14 protein-coding genes are annotated in these 16,116 nt (G+C 64.7%); 6 read left to right on the forward strand and 8 right to left on the reverse strand.

Going from position 1 to position 16,116, the window contains the following annotated elements:
• The 7 genes from ED21_RS07535 to cysG all read right to left on the reverse strand — a co-directional run bounded on the left by ED21_RS07535 (position 1) and on the right by cysG (position 5,618).
• Positions 1–258, reverse strand: coding sequence for a hemolysin-type calcium-binding region (locus tag ED21_RS07535; protein ID WP_006833273.1), 258 nt, complete (start codon positions 256–258; stop codon positions 1–3).
• Positions 239–538 carry a hypothetical protein gene (locus ED21_RS07540; protein ID WP_006833274.1) on the reverse strand — a complete coding sequence of 100 codons (300 nt, stop codon included), beginning with the start codon at positions 536–538 and terminating at the stop codon, positions 239–241. The genes ED21_RS07535 and ED21_RS07540 overlap by 20 nt, the downstream gene beginning before the upstream one ends.
• 536 nt (positions 539–1,074) lie before the next feature.
• The gene (locus tag ED21_RS07545; RefSeq protein ID WP_006833275.1) at positions 1,075–1,479 is read right to left on the reverse strand and encodes a DUF934 domain-containing protein; all 405 of its coding nucleotides are present in this window, start codon (positions 1,477–1,479) and stop codon (positions 1,075–1,077) included.
• A 2-nt stretch (positions 1,480–1,481) separates the two neighbouring features.
• On the reverse strand, positions 1,482–2,207 hold the full coding sequence (locus ED21_RS07550) for a phosphoadenylyl-sulfate reductase (RefSeq protein WP_006833276.1): 726 nt from the start codon (positions 2,205–2,207) through the stop codon (positions 1,482–1,484).
• Complete coding sequence (locus ED21_RS07555) at positions 2,197–3,885, reverse strand: nitrite/sulfite reductase (protein WP_006833277.1); 1,689 nt, start codon at positions 3,883–3,885, stop codon at positions 2,197–2,199. Before ED21_RS07555 ends, ED21_RS07550 begins: the two co-directional genes overlap by 11 nt.
• Positions 3,878–4,225 carry a DUF2849 domain-containing protein gene (locus ED21_RS07560; RefSeq protein WP_006833278.1) on the reverse strand — a complete coding sequence of 116 codons (348 nt, stop codon included), beginning with the start codon at positions 4,223–4,225 and terminating at the stop codon, positions 3,878–3,880. The genes ED21_RS07555 and ED21_RS07560 overlap by 8 nt, the downstream gene beginning before the upstream one ends.
• A complete protein-coding gene (gene cysG / locus ED21_RS07565; protein WP_006833279.1) occupies positions 4,218–5,618 on the reverse strand; it encodes a siroheme synthase CysG in 1,401 nt (466 codons plus the stop codon). The genes ED21_RS07560 and cysG overlap by 8 nt, the downstream gene beginning before the upstream one ends.
• Positions 5,619–5,758: 140 nt before the next feature.
• Between cysG and ED21_RS07570 the strand changes: the two genes are divergently transcribed.
• The 6 genes from ED21_RS07570 (at position 5,759) to ED21_RS07595 (ending at position 13,969) form a co-directional block, all read left to right on the forward strand.
• Positions 5,759–6,229 carry an Lrp/AsnC family transcriptional regulator gene (locus tag ED21_RS07570; RefSeq protein ID WP_006833280.1) on the forward strand — a complete coding sequence of 157 codons (471 nt, stop codon included), beginning with the start codon at positions 5,759–5,761 and terminating at the stop codon, positions 6,227–6,229.
• 98 nt (positions 6,230–6,327) lie between these two features.
• Positions 6,328–7,752, forward strand: a complete 1,425-nt coding sequence (locus tag ED21_RS07575; protein ID WP_006833281.1) for an aldehyde dehydrogenase family protein — start codon at positions 6,328–6,330, stop codon at positions 7,750–7,752.
• Positions 7,753–7,789: 37 nt separating this feature from the next.
• The gene (locus ED21_RS07580) at positions 7,790–11,362 is read left to right on the forward strand and encodes a hydantoinase B/oxoprolinase family protein (protein WP_006833282.1); all 3,573 of its coding nucleotides are present in this window, start codon (positions 7,790–7,792) and stop codon (positions 11,360–11,362) included.
• The gene (locus ED21_RS07585; protein ID WP_006833283.1) at positions 11,359–12,030 is read left to right on the forward strand and encodes a DUF969 domain-containing protein; all 672 of its coding nucleotides are present in this window, start codon (positions 11,359–11,361) and stop codon (positions 12,028–12,030) included. The genes ED21_RS07580 and ED21_RS07585 overlap by 4 nt, the downstream gene beginning before the upstream one ends.
• Positions 12,027–12,977: a DUF979 domain-containing protein gene (locus ED21_RS07590; protein WP_006833284.1), complete on the forward strand. Its 951-nt coding sequence runs from the start codon at positions 12,027–12,029 to the stop codon at positions 12,975–12,977. Before ED21_RS07585 ends, ED21_RS07590 begins: the two co-directional genes overlap by 4 nt.
• Positions 12,968–13,969, forward strand: coding sequence for a DUF2891 domain-containing protein (locus tag ED21_RS07595; protein ID WP_006833285.1), 1,002 nt, complete (start codon positions 12,968–12,970; stop codon positions 13,967–13,969). Before ED21_RS07590 ends, ED21_RS07595 begins: the two co-directional genes overlap by 10 nt.
• Here the strand turns inward: ED21_RS07595 and ED21_RS07600 are convergent.
• Entirely contained in the window at positions 13,966–16,020 is a 2,055-nt protein-coding gene (locus ED21_RS07600; protein WP_006833286.1) for a glycoside hydrolase family 3 C-terminal domain-containing protein, read from the reverse strand. The two genes, ED21_RS07595 and ED21_RS07600, sit on opposite strands and share 4 nt — an antisense overlap.
• Positions 16,021–16,116 lie beyond the last annotated feature (96 nt).

Raw genomic sequence — 16,116 nt, forward strand, 5'->3', positions numbered from 1 at the left:
TTAGCTTCCGCAATTGTTGCGGTGGACGGCTCTCCGTCCGGTTTCGGAACCGGTGTTGCCGCGAATGACGTCCGCACCGTCCTTGCCGAAAATGCTGCTCACACCGCGGGTCGAGCGGATGACGATACGGTCGTTGCCATCACCGCCGCTGATCGTACCGGTGTAATAGCTTTGTTCCACGAAGAGAGTGTCGTCGCCTTCTTCGCCGTAGATGGCGTCATGGCCGTAAAGCGTATCGTTACCAGCACCGCCGAACATGTCGGCCGTTGGAGTGATCGTAGATCACATCGTCGCCTGCTCCGCCGAACAGATCGTATCCGTAAATACTAGCGGTCGCGTCGATCACATCATTGCCATCGCCGCCATACATGCTGCCGGTATAATAGCCGCCGATCAGCGTGTCGTTGCCATCCATTCCGTAGGTTTGCGCAAACCCGCGGGAGTAGCGACCCATGTGGATCGTGTCGTCGAAGTTGGAGCCTTCGGCCCAGTTAACGGATTCAATTCCGCTGATCGTGCCGCTACCGTTAACAATCATATCCTGGCTTAGGTCGACGGTTATGCCCCCGGTCGCGCCTCGGAAGCTGATGTACAGAGTATCGCCATAATGCCCTTGCGTCCCGCCATAAACGGTATCGTTGTAACGGGCGAAGATCGCATCGTCGCCCGCCCCGCCGTACAGTGTGCCGGCAACTGAATCCCGATCGGCTGGAAACCAGATTTCGCCGCGTTCCCGGCGTAAATGTAATCGTCGCCGTCGCCTAGTGACAATAGCGCAACAGAATTACATTGTTGGAGCAATGCGATTACTTCATGGATCAAGCGGTCAGGGCAGTGCGATGCCGTGAAGAACGAACGAGCCAAAACCGTTCCTTAATCAGAAACCAAAGTCATTCTTTGGCCGTCAGGGTATGAGGGGTCTGCAAGCTTGCTTGCGTAATGCCGCGCCGAACATTGGCGTCGTCCATATCCTACTGCCCTATTTGAGTTATTTCGGAACGGCGCGGATCGACGCGAATGCTTTCATGTAGACTCAGACTCTAGCCAATTCATGTTCGCGTCCGCGCAGCGCAGTCAGGCGGCGTCTTGCGCTAGTTTTGCGCGGTAGGACTTCCAGTCTTCGAACCGCCACAGATCTTCGGGCTGGCGCACGGCGAGCGCTTCGTCGATCTCGACCTCGTCGAATCCCGATTGCAGCGCGTGACGGAACTGGTCGGAGATGACATAGCCCGAAGCTCGTAGCGTTCCCGCAAAGCCCATTTCGCGCAATTCGCGCGCGATGCTGAAACCGCGCCCGTCGCCATAGGTGGGGAAGGGGATGCGGATCAGCGCGATATCGCCGAGGCGCTGAGCCAGCACGACCGGATCGGCGTCGTTCGGTAGGTCGACGGCGAGATCCGTGCCGGCGGGCAAGTCGTCATGGGGCGCATAGCTGCGATTGTCGTCGGGGCGGAAGCCTGCGGGTGTAACGATGGTCATGCTCAGATTCCTGCTCCGGCGATAAATTGGCCTTCGACATAATGGATGCCGCATTCGGTTTTCTCGGTGCCGCGCCAGCGCCCGGCTCGGGCGTCTTCGCCGGCCAGCACGCGGCTGGTGCAGGGGGCGCAGCCGATGCTGGGATAGCCCTGGCTCACCAGCGGGTGGCGCGGCAGGTTGTAGCGATCGAAATAGTCGCGAATATCGGACGGGGTCCAATCGGCGAGGGGGTTCAGTTTGACGCGGCCCGCGCCGTCCTGTTCGACCGGCTGCATCTCGGCGCGCTTGTCGTTCTGGAACTTCTTGCGCCCGGTGATCCAGGCATCGAAGGGCGCGAGCGCGCGGCGCAAGGGTTCGCTCTTGCGCAAACTGCAGCAGGCGTCGCTGTCGTTGCGGTGGAGGAGGCCGTTGGGGTCTTCTTCGGCCAACCGCTGGCGGGTCGGGCGGACGAGCTGGACGTTGGTCAGGCCCAGCAGGGCCGACACCTCGCGCTGGTACTCCAGCGTTTCAGCGAACAGCATGCCGGTTTCATTCAGGAGGATCGGCGTGTTCGGATTGATGCGCGCCACCATGTCGAGCAGCACGATGGATTCCGCGCCGAAGCTGGACACCATCGCGACGCAGCCCGGGTAATCGCGCAGGATCGACTCGGCCAGGAAGGCGAGGGTCTTGCCCTCGCGCTCCGGGGTCAGACGCGCATCGCCGTAGAGATCGCCCTCAAGCAGCACGGGCGCTTTCCTTGGGCGGGTAGAGCGCGTCCTTGAACGGCTGGATGCCCACGCGCTTCACGGCCTTAAGGAAGGTTTCGTCCTTGTCCTGCCTGAGGCCGAGATAGATCTCGACCAGCCGCTCGATCGCGGGGACGACATCCTTGGCATCGAAGCCCGGACCAAGGCGCTGGCCCAGCTGCAGGTCCTGCGTATGATCGCCGCCGAGCGTGATCTGATAGTTCTCCTTGCCGCCCTTATCGAGCCCGAGGATCCCGATGTGGCCGACGTGGTGATGGCCGCAGCTGTTGATGCAACCGGAGATCTTGATCTTCATTTCGCCGATGGTGCGGGCATAGGCGCTGTCGGCGAAATGCTGGGCGATATCCTTGGCAATCGGGATCGAGCGCGCCGTAGCCAGCGCGCAATAGTCGAGGCCGGGGCAAGCGATGATGTCGCCGATCAAATTGATATTGGCGGTGGCGAGGCCTGCGTCCTTCAGCGCGTCGTAGATTGCGGGCAAGTTGCGCTTGGCGACATGCGGCAGGATGAGGTTCTGTTCGTGGCTGACGCGCACCTCGTCGTGCGAATAGAGTTCGGCGAGATTGGCCACGACCTGCATCTGCGCGGTGCTGGCATCGCCCGGCGCCTCGCCCACGGGCTTGAGGCTGATCGAAACGATCGTGTGGCCCGGCTCGCGGTGCTCGGTCAGGTTGACTTCGCACCATTCGGCGAAGGCAGGATCGCTGGCGAGCCGCGCGTCGAGCGCCTCGTCCGAATCGGGCAGAGTCTCGAAGGCGGGAGGCGCGAAGGCCTGTTCGATCCGTTCGACGACGGCGGGATCGGGGATCAGCGAAGGGCCGTGATGGCGTTCGAGGAGGCTGGCGAATTCGTCCTCCACTTGCGCGCGGAAGCTGTCGAGGCCCTCTTCCATGACGAGGATCTTGATCCGCGCCTTGTACTTGTTGTCGCGCCGTCCGTGGAGGTTGTAGACGCGCAGGATCGCCTCGCAATAGGCGAGCAGATGCTCCTTGGGCAGGAAGTCGCGAATGGTCACGCCGACCACCGGCGTACGGCCGAGGCCGCCACCGACGATCACCTTGTAGCCGACCTCGCCCGCCTCGTTCCTGACGATCTGAATGCCGATATCGTGCGCGCGGGTGACGGCGCGGTCTTCCTCGGCCCCCGTCACGGCAATCTTGAACTTGCGCGGCAGGAAGGCAAATTCGGGATGGTCGGTCGACCACTGGCGCAGGAGCTCGGCGGCCGGGCGCGGGTCCTCGATCTCGTCCCTGGCGGCGCCGGCGAAGTGATCGGCGGTGACGTTGCGGATGCAATTGCCCGAGGTCTGGATGGCGTGCATCTCGACATCGGCCAGCGCGTCGAGAATGTCGGGCAGGTCGACCAATTTCGGCCAGTTGTACTGGATGTTCTGGCGCGTGGTGAAGTGGCCGTAGCCCTTGTCCCAGCGCTCGGCGATCATGGCCAGCTGGCGCATCTGGGCGGAGTTGAGCGTGCCATAGGGAATGGCAACGCGCAGCATATAGGCGTGCAGCTGGAGGTAGATACCGTTCTGCAGGCGCAGCGGCTTGAACTCGTCCTCGGTCAGCGCGCCAGAAATGCGCCGCGCGACCTGGTCGCGGAAAGTGGCGACACGGTCCTTCACATAGGTGCGGTCGAATTCGTCATAGCTATACATGGGCGGTGCCTTCGGCTTCGCTGCCGGTCTGAGGGAGAGTGGGATCGGCCTGCCGCCCTAGGTCCGGACGGTTGGTGGGGCCGCGGTCGCGAATGACTTCGCGCAAGGCCACGGGGCGCGGGGCCCCGCCGTCTTCGAGCGTCACCTCGACATGGGCGACATCGACGACCTGGCGCGCCTCGGAGGCCTTGGCGGCCAGCGCGTCGAGCTCGTCCTTGTCGGTCGAAACCGCAGCCTGCTGGCGGCTGGTGGTCCAGACGCCATCGCGTCCGAGATAAAGGACATGGCCTTCGAGCAAGTCGTTCGCGCTGACCAGCTGGGGCTTGGGTGCCTTAGGCATGGGTGGCGGTCCTTTCGTCGATCAGGCCGGAGGCTTGCGCGGTTCGCGGGGCGATGCCGAGATAGAGGATGGCGGGGCCCTTGATGCCGCCCTTGGCCATGGCTTCGGGCAGGTCGGCGAGTTTCGCGGCGACCTGCTTGCGATCAAGCCGCGAGACGTTCTCGATCACGGTCACAGGCGTGGAGGTATGTGCGCCGTGCATTATCAGGCGGCCCTGGATGAAGCGGGCGGCCCGCACGCCCATGTAGATCGCAGCCGTAGCGCCGGGAGCGGCGAGCGAGTTCCAGTCATGCTCGGCAAAGCCATCGATATCGTGGCCGGTGAGGAATCTCAGGCTGGAATTGCGGCCGCGGCGGGTGAGCGACTGGCCGAGTTCGGCGGCGCCCGCGATGGCCGCGGTAATGCCAGGCACGACCTCGAAGGATACGCCGGCGCGTTCGAGTGCGGTCACCTCCTCGTCGAGCCGGCCGTAGATGCCGGGATCGCCTGATTTGAGGCGCACGACCTTCTGGCCCTTCTGCGCCTCGGCCACGATCAGCGCGTCGATGTCTTCCTGCTTCCAGCTTGTGCCGTAAGGCGACTTGCCGACTTCAATGATCTGCGCCTCGCGCCGGGCCAGTTCCATCACCTGCGGCGAAACGAGCCGGTCGTGGATGACCACGTCGGCATCGCCCAGCAGGCGGTGCGCCTTGCGGGTGAGGAGTTCGGGATCGCCGGGGCCTGCGCCGACGAGAGCGACATGGCCTTCGGTTCCGCGTGTTCCGGCTTCGTGCAGCAGGGTTTCGAAGACGTCTTCGGCTGCGGGTGCGCCGCCTTCTTCGAAGGCGCGGCGGCCTTCCTCGCCGAAGAAGCGTGCCCAGAGGCCGCGCCGCTTCGAGCCTGCCGCAACGGCGTCCGCTTCGTGGCGCAGCGTGGCGGCGAGCTTGGCCAGTTCGCCGGTCGACTGGCTGACCAGTCCCTCGATCCGCGCCTTGAGCTGCCGCGCCAGCATCGGAGCGGTGCCTTCGGTGCCGATGGCGATGACGACAGGGTCGCGATCCACGATGGCAGGCGTGATGAAATCGCACAGCGCAGGCGTGTCGACCGCGGAGACTAGCAGGCCTGCGGCGCGGCCCATGGCGACATCGCGCGCCATCGCGTCCTCGCTGTCCTCGCGCGCGATGTAGAGAATGTCTGCACCGGCAAGATCTGCGGGCGAGGGGAAGCGTTCGACATGTTCGACGCGGCCCTCTGCGGCCCAGCGGGTGACCTGATCGGTTGGCGTAGAGCCGAAAACCGTTATCCGGGCTTGCGATTTGACCAGCAGGCGCAGCTTCGCCGTAGCCGCCTCGCCCGCGCCGGAAACGATGATCCGGGAGGCGGAGGTGTCGAGAAAGATGGGAAGATAGCGCATGCAGAATCCATGAGTTCGATTGTGCGTTGCGATATAGGATATTTTCCCGCTACTAACGAGGCTCGGCGCCGCTTTAGGGAATATCTTCCCTTCACAATGCGTAATTCGAAAACATCGTCCACCAATGCGAGGGATTTGGAATGGCTATCAAGATCGACGCGTTGGACCGGAAAATTCTTCGCCTGCTGCAGGAAGATGCCACGCCCGGGCTCGATGAAATTGCGGCGCGCGTCGGTTCGTCCAAAACCCCGGTGTGGAACCGCATCCGCAAGCTGCGCGAAGCCGGCGTGATCGAGCGGCAGGTGGCCATCCTCGATGCCGAAGCGGTGGGCGTGGGCAGCTGCTTCTTCGTCCTCGTGCGCACCTCGCGCCACGATGCTGAATGGCTCGCCGATTTCATGGCCGCCCTCAAGGCGCGGCCCGAGATCATAGAGGCGCACCGGCTGGCAGGCGAGATCGACTATCTGCTCAAGGTGCGCGTCGCCGATGCGGCGGGATACGACCGGTTCTATCGGACGCTGATAGAGGATGTCAGCATTTTCAGCGTGACCGCGCTGCTTTCGATGGAAGAGATGATCGCAAAGACCGCGCTGCCCCTGCCTGCCGAATAGCACGCCGGGCAGCAGCTTCGCGGAAGGCGTTTGCCAAACGCGGGCAAGAGACTACGTTTCTCTCCGAAACCGATTCTGCGCGTTTTGAGGAGAGAGCCATGACCAAGACCTATGCGAACCTGATCAACGGCGAGATGGTGACAACCGCCGCGACGCTTGACGTCGTCAATCCGGCGAACGAAGAGGTCGTCGGCCTGGTCCCTTCCTGTGGCAAGGACGAACTCGACCGCGCCGTGGCCGCCGCGCGCAACGCCTTCAAGAGTTGGCGCAAGACCTCGGCGGAAGAACGCCAGAAGGTCGTCATGGGTATTTCGGCCGCGATCAAGGAAAACGCCGACGAGCTGTTCCGCCTGCTGACTACCGAACAGGGCAAGCCGCATGCGCAGGCGCAGATGGAAATCTTCGGGGCTGCCGGCCTCGCCGCCGCGCAATCGGGCCTGACGCTCGACGATGTCATCAACCAGGACGACGACACCCGTCTCAGCCGCACGCGCCGCGTGCCGGTGGGTGTGGTCGGCGGTATCGTGCCGTGGAACTTCCCCGTCATGATGGCGGTCCAGAAGATCGTCCCCGCGCTGATCTCGGGCTGCACCATCGTGCTCAAACCCTCGCCTTTCACCCCGCTCACCACGCTGCGGATTGCCGAGCTGATCAAGGATGTGGTCCCCGCCGGCACGGTCAACATCATCACCGGTCCGGACGAACTTGGCCCGCTGATCACCGAGCATCCCGATATCGACAAGATCACCTTCACCGGCTCCACCGCGACGGGGAAGAAGATCATGGAAGGCGCGGCAGGAGACCTCAAGCGCATCACGCTGGAATTGGGCGGCAACGACGCTTCGATCGTGCTGCCCGATGCCGATGTCGGAAAGGTCGCGGAACAGCTGTTCTGGTCGAGCTTTTCCAACGCAGGGCAGATCTGCGTCGCCGCCAAGCGCATCTACATCCACGAAGACATTTACGACGACCTCTCCAAGGCCATCGCCGAATACGCGAAAACCGTGGTCGTGGGCGACGGCTCGCAGCAGGGCACGGGCGTCGGCCCAATCCAGAACAAGAAGCAGTTCGACCGCGTGTGCGAGCTGATCCAGGACGCCAAGGACAATGGCTACCAGTTCCTGACCGGCGGCGATGTCGACCCGTCGGGCACGGGCTATTACGTGCCGATCACCATCCTCGACAATCCGCCCGAAGATGCGCGTATCGTGGCGGAAGAGCAGTTCGGCCCGGTCATGCCGCTGATGAAATTCGGCAGCGTGGATGAAGTGATCGAACGCGCCAACAACTCGGAATACGGCCTTGCCGGCGCTGTCTGGACGAAGGACACCGACAAGGGTGTCGAGATCGCCGAACAGCTCGAAACCGGCACTGTCTGGATCAACGAATTCCTGCACATCTCGCCGCTCGCGCCCTTTGGCGGGCACAAGCAGTCGGGCATTGGGGCGGAATACGGGATCGATGGTCTGAAGGAGTTCACCTATCCGCAGGTGATCACCGTCAAGCGCAACGCCGAGGTCTGACCTTGCATGAGCATCGCGCGCGCCTAGGGTGCGCGCGATGACCGACCAAAAGCCCGCATGGCGCTTCGCGATCGATCGCGGAGGCACTTTCACCGATGTCGTTGCCACCACCCCCGAAGGGCGGCTGGTGACCGACAAGCTGCTTTCCGAAAATCCCGAACAATATCGCGATGCCGCCAGCGAGGCCGTGCGGCGACTGATGGCCGAACATGGTGAAGGGCCGATTGCCGAACTGCGCATCGGCACCACCGTTGCCACCAACGCCCTGCTCGAACGCAAGGGCGAGCGGCTGGCCCTGGCGATAACGCGCGGCTTCGGCGATGCCTTGCGCATCGGCACGCAGGCGCGGCCCGAGATTTTCGCCCGCCACATCGTCCTGCCCGAACAATTGCCCGACCGCGTGGTCGAGGTGGCCGAACGTGTCGGCGTGGATGGCGATGTGCTGGTCCCGCTGGATGAAGAGGCGGCAAGGCGCGACTTCGAGGCGATGCGGTCTGACGGCTTCGACGCTATTGCAATCGTCTTGATGCATGGGTGGAAATATCGTGCCCACGAGGAGAAACTGGCGCAGATCGCGCGCGAAATCGGCTTTGCCCAAGTCAGCGTCAGCCACGAGGTCGCCCCGCTGATCAAGCTGGTGCCGCGCGGCGACACGACGGTGGTGGACGCCTATCTCTCGCCAGTGCTCAAGCGGTACACCGACAATTTGCGCGCTGCCTTGCCCGATGCCGACCGGCTGCGCTTCATGCAGTCGAACGGCGGCTTGGCCGAAGTTGGCGCGTTTCGCGGCAAGGATGCGATCCTCTCGGGTCCGGCAGGAGGCGTGGTCGGGATGGTCGCCGCATCCGAGCCGCTTGGCCATTCGAAGCTCATCGGTTTCGACATGGGCGGGACCAGCACCGATGTCGCGCACTACGCGGGCGAATACGAGTTGACCGGCGACAGTGTGGTGGCTGGCGTGCGCGTCGCCGCGCCGATGATGCAGATCCATACGGTGGCGGCGGGCGGCGGTTCGATCTGCAGCTTCGACGGCGCCCGGTTCCGCGTCGGGCCCGAAAGCGCCGGAGCCGATCCCGGACCGGCCTGTTATCGCAAGGGCGGCCCCCTGACCGTGACCGACTGCAACGTCTTCCTTGGCCGTGTCGATCCGGCGTTCTTTCCCGCCGTGTTCGGACCGGAGTGGAACGAACCTCTTGATCCGGATGCTGCACGCGTGCGCCTGGAAGAGGTGGCCGCCGCGCTTCCCGACCCGAAGCCGCTGGAAGATATCGCCGAGGGTTTCCTGGCGATCGCGGTCGACAACATGGCGAATGCCATTCGCAAGATCAGCGTGGCGCGCGGGCATGATGTCACCACCTATGCGCTGGCCTGCTTCGGCGGCGCTGGCGGGCAGCATGCCTGCAAGGTGGCGGACGAACTGGGCATCGAGACGGTGCTGGTGCATCCGCTTGCAGGGATCCTGTCGGCCTATGGGATCGGCCTCGCGCCGGTGAAGGCGATCCGCGAGGTCAGCCTCGTGAAGCCTTTGGCCGGCGATTTCGCAGGCCCGCTCACCGAGTTGGAGGCAGAGGCGCGCAAAGCCCTTGTGCAGCAGGGTGTCGATACCGGCGCAATCCGTGTCGAGAGCCGCGCCCGACTGCGCTTCAAGGGCAGCGACAGCATGCTCACGATCGATATCGGCGAGCGCGCAGGGATGGACGAGGCTTTCCGCCTGCTCCACCGTCAGCGCTTCGGATATTCCGATGGTGAGGCGCCGATCATCGTCGAGGCGCTGAGCGTGGAGGCCAGCGGTATCTCCGGCGGCCTCGCCGCCGCCGAAGCCGATCCCGTTGCCACTTCCGGCAAAGCAAGCGGCGAATGGCACACGCTGGCCCGCGCCGATCTGGGTGAGGGGGAAGAGGTCTCCGGCCCGGCGCTTATCGTCGATCCGGGATCGACCACTGTCGTCGAACAGGGCTGGCAGGCGAAGCTTGCCGGGGATGGCACCGTGGTCCTCACCCGTGTCGAGGCGCTGGAGCGCAGCCGCGCCGTGGGGACCGAAGTCGATCCCGTCCGGCTCGAGATCTACAACAACCTCTTCATGGCGATTGCCGAGGAAATGGGCGTGGTGCTGCAATCCACCGCGACCTCGGTGAACATCAAGGAACGGCTCGATTTCTCCTGCGCGCTGTTCGACGCGCACGGCAATTTGATCGCCAACGCGCCGCATATCCCTGTGCACCTCGGCAGCATGGGCGACAGCATAGCCCGCGTGATCGAGGCGCGCGGAGCGCGGGCCGATGGTCGCGGATTCCGGCGCGGCGATGCCTATGTGCTCAACGATCCCTATCGCGGCGGCACGCATCTTCCCGATATCACCGTGATCGTGCCGGTGCTCTATGGAGAAGAGGGCGACGACGGGGTGGGCGGGGAACCTGACGCCTTCGTTGCCGCGCGTGGTCATCATGCCGACATCGGCGGCATCGCGCCCGGGTCGATGCCGCCCGAAAGCCGCACGATCGAGGAGGAGGGCGTCATGATCGACAACCTCCTGATGGTCGACGAAGGGCATTTCCGCGAAGATGCGGTGCGCGAGGCGCTGGCCTCGGCCCGCTATCCGGCGCGCAATCCGTCACGCAACCTTTCCGACCTGCGCGCCCAGCTGGCCGCCTGCACACGCGGCGCGGAATTGCTTCAGAGCGCTGCGCGTGACCAGGGCCCCGAAATCGTCGCGGCGTATATGGCTCATGTCATCGCCAACGCAGAAGAAAGCGTGCGCGGTCTGCTCGACCGGTTGGAGGATGGCCACTTCGCCTACGAGATGGACAATGGCGCGGTAGTCAGGGTCGCCATCCGGATCGATCGCGAAAAACGCTCTGCCGTTTTCGACTTCGCCGGGACGACCGATCAGTTACCCGACAATTTCAATGCTCCACGCTCGATCACCCGGGCTGCGGCGCTTTATGTCCTGCGCACACTGATCGACGATCAAATTCCGATGAACGACGGTTGCCTGAAGCCGGTTGAACTAATTGTACCCGAAGGAAGCATGCTCAATCCGCATCCGGGTGCGGCTGTAGTGGCCGGTAACGTGGAGACAAGCCAGGTCGTCACCGATGCGCTTTTCGCCGCGACCGGACGCCTCGCGCCGAGCCAGGGGACGATGAACAATTTCACCTTCGGGAACGAGACTCACCAGTACTACGAGACGATCTGCGGCGGCTCCGGCGCCGGGCCGGATCATGATGGGACCAGCGCGGTGCAAACCCACATGACGAACAGCCGCCTGACCGATCCAGAGATCCTCGAAACACGCCTGCCGGTGCGGCTCGAAAGCTTCGCAATCCGCCGCGCTTCGGGAGGCCGCGGCGCGCATTGCGGCGGCGACGGCGTCGAGCGGCGCGTGACCTTCCTCGAAGACATGCGCGCCAACATGCTCGCCAACCGGCGCGCGGTCCCCCCGCGCGGTATCAGGGGCGGCGGCGATGCCCAGCCGGGCCGCAACTGGGTGGAGCGAAGTTCGGGCGGCATCGAGGCAATCGGGGCGACCGGCCATGCGGACATGCAGCCGGGCGATACTTTCGTCATCCTGACGCCCGGAGGGGGCGGCTTCGGGGAGGAGCAGGAATGAATTACTGGCCGCTGCTGGGCATCGCCATCGTCGTGATCGGCTTTGCCCTGCGCTTCAATCCGCTGCTGGTGGTGGTCGGCGCGGCGCTGGCGACGGGCGTCTTGGCAGGGCTCGACCTTGTTGCGGTGGTCGAGGCGCTAGGCAAGGCGTTCAACGACAACCGCTATATCTCGGTCACTTGGATTATCCTTCCGGTGATCGGCTTGCTCGAGCGTTACGGCTTGCAGCAGCGCGCCCGCGCGGTAATCGCCAATCTTAGAGGGGCAACCATGGGCAGGCTCCTCACGGTCTACCTCCTGTTCCGCCAGATCACCGCCGCCATCGGCATGAAGGACGTTGGCGGGCACCCGCAGGCCGTGCGGCCCCTAGTCGCGCCCATGGCCGAGGCCGCGGCGGAAATGTCGCACGGTACGCTTGCCGAAGAGGACCGCGAAAAGGTGCTCGCCATGTCGGCGGCGACGGACAATGTCGGCCTGTTCTTCGGCGAGCATATCTTTTTCGCCATCGCTTCGATCCTGCTGATCCAGGGCGTGTTCGAAAGCTACGGCTATCCGCTCACTCCCTTGCAACTTTCGGTCTGGGCCATCCCGACGGCGATCTGCGCCTTTCTGATCCACGGCTGGCGCATCCGCGCGCTAGACCGTCGTCTCGGGAGGGCCGCACGATGATCGACTACGAATGGCTCTACATCCTGACCGGCGGTTTCTTCGTCATCTGGGCGTTGCTTTCGGCGCGAGACGGGAAATGGGGCAACGCCGGGTTCTGGGGCCTGCTGGCCGCAAGCTTCCTCTTAGGCACGCACCTGTCCGATTTCGCGAACGGCGTTCTGATCCTCGCCATGGTCGCCATTGCGGGCTTCGGCCTGCTCAAGCGAAGCGACCCACCGACGACCTCGCCTGAGGAGCGCGAGGCCTTGTCCGAGAAACTCGGCAACCGGCTCTTCCTCCCCGCCCTGATCGTGCCGATAACCGCCGTCGCGGGCACGCTGCTCTACAATTACACGCCATTTGGCGAGACCGGCTTGTTCGCCGAGCGCCGCGAGACGCTGATCCTGTTCGGCATCGGCGTGCTGGTGGCCATCGCCGTGGCCATGATGTGGCTGAAGCCCCCGGTCCTCGCCCCGGCGGAGGAAGGGCGCCGTCTGCTTGATTCCATCGGCTGGGCCGGCATCCTACCGCAAATGCTTGCTGCGCTCGGCGCGGTCTTCGCGCTTGCGGGCGTGGGCGACATTATCGGCGGCATCGCGGGCGAGGTGATCCCGCGCGGCAGTGTGTTCCTGACCGTGGTTGTCTTCGCGCTCGGCATGGCGCTGTTCACGATGATCATGGGCAACGCCTTTGCCGCCTTCCCGGTGATGGCGGCGGCTATCGGCATACCGCTGCTGGTGGAGGACTACGGCGGCAATCCCGCGGTGATCGGCGCGGTGGGGATGCTGGCAGGCTTTTGCGGCACGCTGATGACTCCGATGGCGGCGAACTTCAACATCGTGCCCGCTGCGCTGCTCGAGCTCAAAGACCAGAACGGCGTCATCCGGCAGCAGATCGGCACCGCCATCCCGCTGTGGCTGTGCAACGTCGCCATCATCTATCTTGGAGCCTTCCTGCCGTGGAACTGACCGAGGACATCGCCGCCCGCTTCGCGCGCATTGCGCTGGGCCATGTGACACGCGAATATCCGCATAAGCTCGACCATGTGATGGCGGGCGATGCGGACGTGCGGCCGCCCCGCGAGCTGCACTCGGTGTTTTTCGGCAGTTTCGATTGGCACAGCTGCGTGCACGGCTGGTGGACGCTGCTCACCCTGCGGCGTCTGTTCCCCGACACTCCCGAAGCATCGAACATCGCCGCGCTGGCCGACAGGACTTTCACGCCGGAAAAGCTCGCGGTCGAGCTGGCCTATCTCGACCGGCCCGAAGCGCGCGGTTTCGAGCGACCCTATGGCTGGGCATGGCTCCTATACCTCCATCATGAGGCGGAGCGGCACTCCGACAGCTATTGGGGCGAACGGCTCGAACCGCTCGCACGCGCCTTCGCCGAGCGTTTGGGCGATTACCTGCGGGTGCTGACCTATCCCATCACCGTCGGTACCCATTTCAACACCGCCTTCGCGCTTGTCCTTGCGCGCGAATGGGCGACCACGCGCGATACCAAGCTGCTGACGATGATCGACGAATGGGCGCTCACCGCGTTTGCCAAACGGCGCGATTACGCCGGCTGGGAGCCGGGCGGGGACGATTTCCTCTCGCCGGTCCTAACCACCGCGCTGCTGATGAGCCGCGTCATGCCGCATTCGCAATTCGCCAGATGGTTCGAGGAGCTCGTGCTCGCCAACGGCTGGCTGGAGCGCGAATGCCGCCCGGTGACGGTATCGGACCGCAGCGACGGGAAAATCGCCCACCTCGACGGCCTCAACCTCAGCCGGGGCTGGTGCCTGCGTGCGATTGGCCGGGCGCTCGGCGAAGATTACCCCGCTTCCGGCCTCGTCTCGCATCGGGCAAGGCAGCATCTGGAGGCAGGTCTCGATCACGTGGCGGGCGATTATGCGGGCGAGCACTGGCTCGCGAGCTTCGCACTGCTCGCCTTGCTGGAGGGCAGCGCTCCCGCCTAGGCGCTGCGACTGGCCAGCGGCAGGATCGGGACCGTTCCGAACCTGCGTTCCGAACTGGCGATAGACCGCGCCAGATCGGGTGTCAGCTGCAGCGACGCGCGCATCGCGCGCGCGCTGCTCAGCCCCATCGAGAGCACGAGGTCGCCGGGTTCGACATGGAAGCTGCCATCGATCCGATAGCGGCCGAGTTCCTGCCGGCCGAGTTCGAAGGTCAGCGTTTCCGCGCCGCCGGGGCGCAATCGCACGCGCTGGAAATCGACGAGCCGCATGGGTTGCCCCGTCGAGCCCGTCGCCTCGTCATCCGTGCGTTCGAGGAACAGCTGGACGGTCTCGGTGCCGTCGACCTCGCCGGCGTTGCGTAGCAGGGCGGAAGCGTAGATCCGCTCCCGGCCCAGTTCGATGGCGAGGTCGGTGAGTGCGAAATCGGCGTAGGTCAGTCCGTGCCCGAAGGGCAGGCCCGCTGTGCCGTCCGTCGCTGGCAGTGCAAGAGGCAGCTTGCCCGATGGGGCAGTCTCGCCTGTCAGGATTTCGGCGATTGCATGGCCTGCCATCGTCCCGAGCTTGCCGGCGTGAAGGACCGTCGGCAGCGGCTTGCCGCACACCTTCGGGTCGAGCGGGACCGCGCCAATGTTCACGACGACCAGCCGTTCGTTGGCCGACGCAAGCGCTCCCAGAAGCGCCTCGTCGGCTTCGCCCAGCTGCCCGTTCTCCGGCGCGGCAAGGACCAGGACGACCGTGCCCGCGCGCTTGGCCGCTTCGCAGGCCATGCCGATCGCCATACGGTCCGCCGCGATCATATTTGACACGGCTTTATCGCTTCCGCGCAGCGCGAGGCCGGGCACGTAGCGATGCGGAATACCCAGTTGCTCGAGGCCATCGAGCACGCTCGCAGCAATGCCGGCACATCCGTCGAGCGGACCGGCGCGGTCGCTTGCGGCGAACCCCACCACGAGGATGTCGCCCGAATCGATACCCAACGGCAGCAGGGCCGGCGAGTTTCGCAAGAGGACTGCGCTGCGAGAGGCGAGCTTGAGCGCGATTTCCCGATTGTGGACGGGGGTGGGCAAGGCGTGGCCATGGCCTTGGCCATCCTTCGAAAAGGCCGATCGCAGCAAGCCGAGGCGAAACTTGGCGCGCAGCACGCGAGCCACCAGATCGTCCACTCGGTGGGCAATATCGTCCGAGGTTTCCAAGGCGGCTACCAGCGCGTCGAATGGCACGCCCGCGCGCCGGCCCGCGGTTTCCGCTCCTGTCAGTTCGAGTGCCAGGGCATCCCATTCCGACAGCAGGATGCCGTCGAAGCCGCCGGGACCTTTAAGGACGCGGAAGGCCTGTTCCACCTTGCGCCGGGTCTCACCCGACATGCCGTCAAACGCGATTGCCCCGACCGACCCACCCGCAATGGCCGCCTGCGCCAGCTCGAGCGCACAGATTGCCTTGACTTCGCGGCATGCGCTGCCGCCAGTCGCTGTCGCATCCCCCATTCCGGAAAGCTCGAGACAGGACAGGACCGAGGGCGAGCGGCGGGCGCCCCCGCCCTGAAGTCCGCGAATCCGGGCAGCCGCGATCTGGGCAGCGAGATGGATGTGCATGCCGCAGCAAGGCTCGCCTGCCACCGCGCCGGAGCCGGTGAGGGCGATTTCGGGCGAGAAGGCCCAGTTGGCGCCCAGGGAGGAGACTTCCTGCGCCACCACACCTTCGGCGGATTCGATTAGGTCCATGTCCCAGCAGGCAGCCATAGCGAGCGGGGACGGGAAGATTGTATCTATCCCCGTGCCGGTTTCGGCGGGAATGAGCAGCGGGATACCGAGCCGCGTATCTTCGCGGGCGAGCGCCTGCAGGTGGTCCGCCTGCTCGCGGGACGGAACACCGGTGACCGTTCCGACGTGACCTGCGCACAGATCGCTCATAAACCGCTCGACTTCGTCACGACCGTCCGCGTCGGGGTGGGCGCGCATCGCCAGTTGTCCGGCTTTCTCGCGCGGGGTCATCAGAGCGAGGAGATCGGCAACGACGCGCTCGCACTCGGTGCTGGTCGCGGGCGCGCTCATGACAAACCACCCGTGCGACGTCGCACCGCCAAGCTGCATAGCTGTCCGAATTTGCCGACCATCAGCGCGCCCGTCCAAACATGACCCACCGGATGG

The organism is Erythrobacter sp. SD-21 (assembly GCF_000181515.1).
Classification (GTDB): domain Bacteria; phylum Pseudomonadota; class Alphaproteobacteria; order Sphingomonadales; family Sphingomonadaceae; genus Qipengyuania.

Excerpts from the sequence above, each read along its gene's own strand:
- ED21_RS07535 (WP_006833273.1), bottom strand. The coding sequence starts at position 258 with ATGTTCGGCGGTGCTGGTAACGATACGCTTTACGGCCATGACGCCATC.
- ED21_RS07540 (WP_006833274.1), bottom strand. The coding sequence starts at position 538 with ATGATTGTTAACGGTAGCGGCACGATCAGCGGAATTGAATCCGTTAAC.
- ED21_RS07545 (WP_006833275.1), bottom strand. The coding sequence starts at position 1,479 with ATGACCATCGTTACACCCGCAGGCTTCCGCCCCGACGACAATCGCAGC.
- ED21_RS07555 (WP_006833277.1), bottom strand. The coding sequence starts at position 3,885 with ATGTATAGCTATGACGAATTCGACCGCACCTATGTGAAGGACCGTGTC.
- ED21_RS07560 (WP_006833278.1), bottom strand. The coding sequence starts at position 4,225 with ATGCCTAAGGCACCCAAGCCCCAGCTGGTCAGCGCGAACGACTTGCTC.
- cysG (WP_006833279.1), bottom strand. The coding sequence starts at position 5,618 with ATGCGCTATCTTCCCATCTTTCTCGACACCTCCGCCTCCCGGATCATC.
- ED21_RS07570 (WP_006833280.1), top strand. The coding sequence starts at position 5,759 with ATGGCTATCAAGATCGACGCGTTGGACCGGAAAATTCTTCGCCTGCTG.
- ED21_RS07575 (WP_006833281.1), top strand. The coding sequence starts at position 6,328 with ATGACCAAGACCTATGCGAACCTGATCAACGGCGAGATGGTGACAACC.
- ED21_RS07580 (WP_006833282.1), top strand. The coding sequence starts at position 7,790 with ATGACCGACCAAAAGCCCGCATGGCGCTTCGCGATCGATCGCGGAGGC.
- ED21_RS07585 (WP_006833283.1), top strand. The coding sequence starts at position 11,359 with ATGAATTACTGGCCGCTGCTGGGCATCGCCATCGTCGTGATCGGCTTT.
- ED21_RS07590 (WP_006833284.1), top strand. The coding sequence starts at position 12,027 with ATGATCGACTACGAATGGCTCTACATCCTGACCGGCGGTTTCTTCGTC.
- ED21_RS07600 (WP_006833286.1), bottom strand. The coding sequence starts at position 16,020 with ATGAGCGCGCCCGCGACCAGCACCGAGTGCGAGCGCGTCGTTGCCGAT.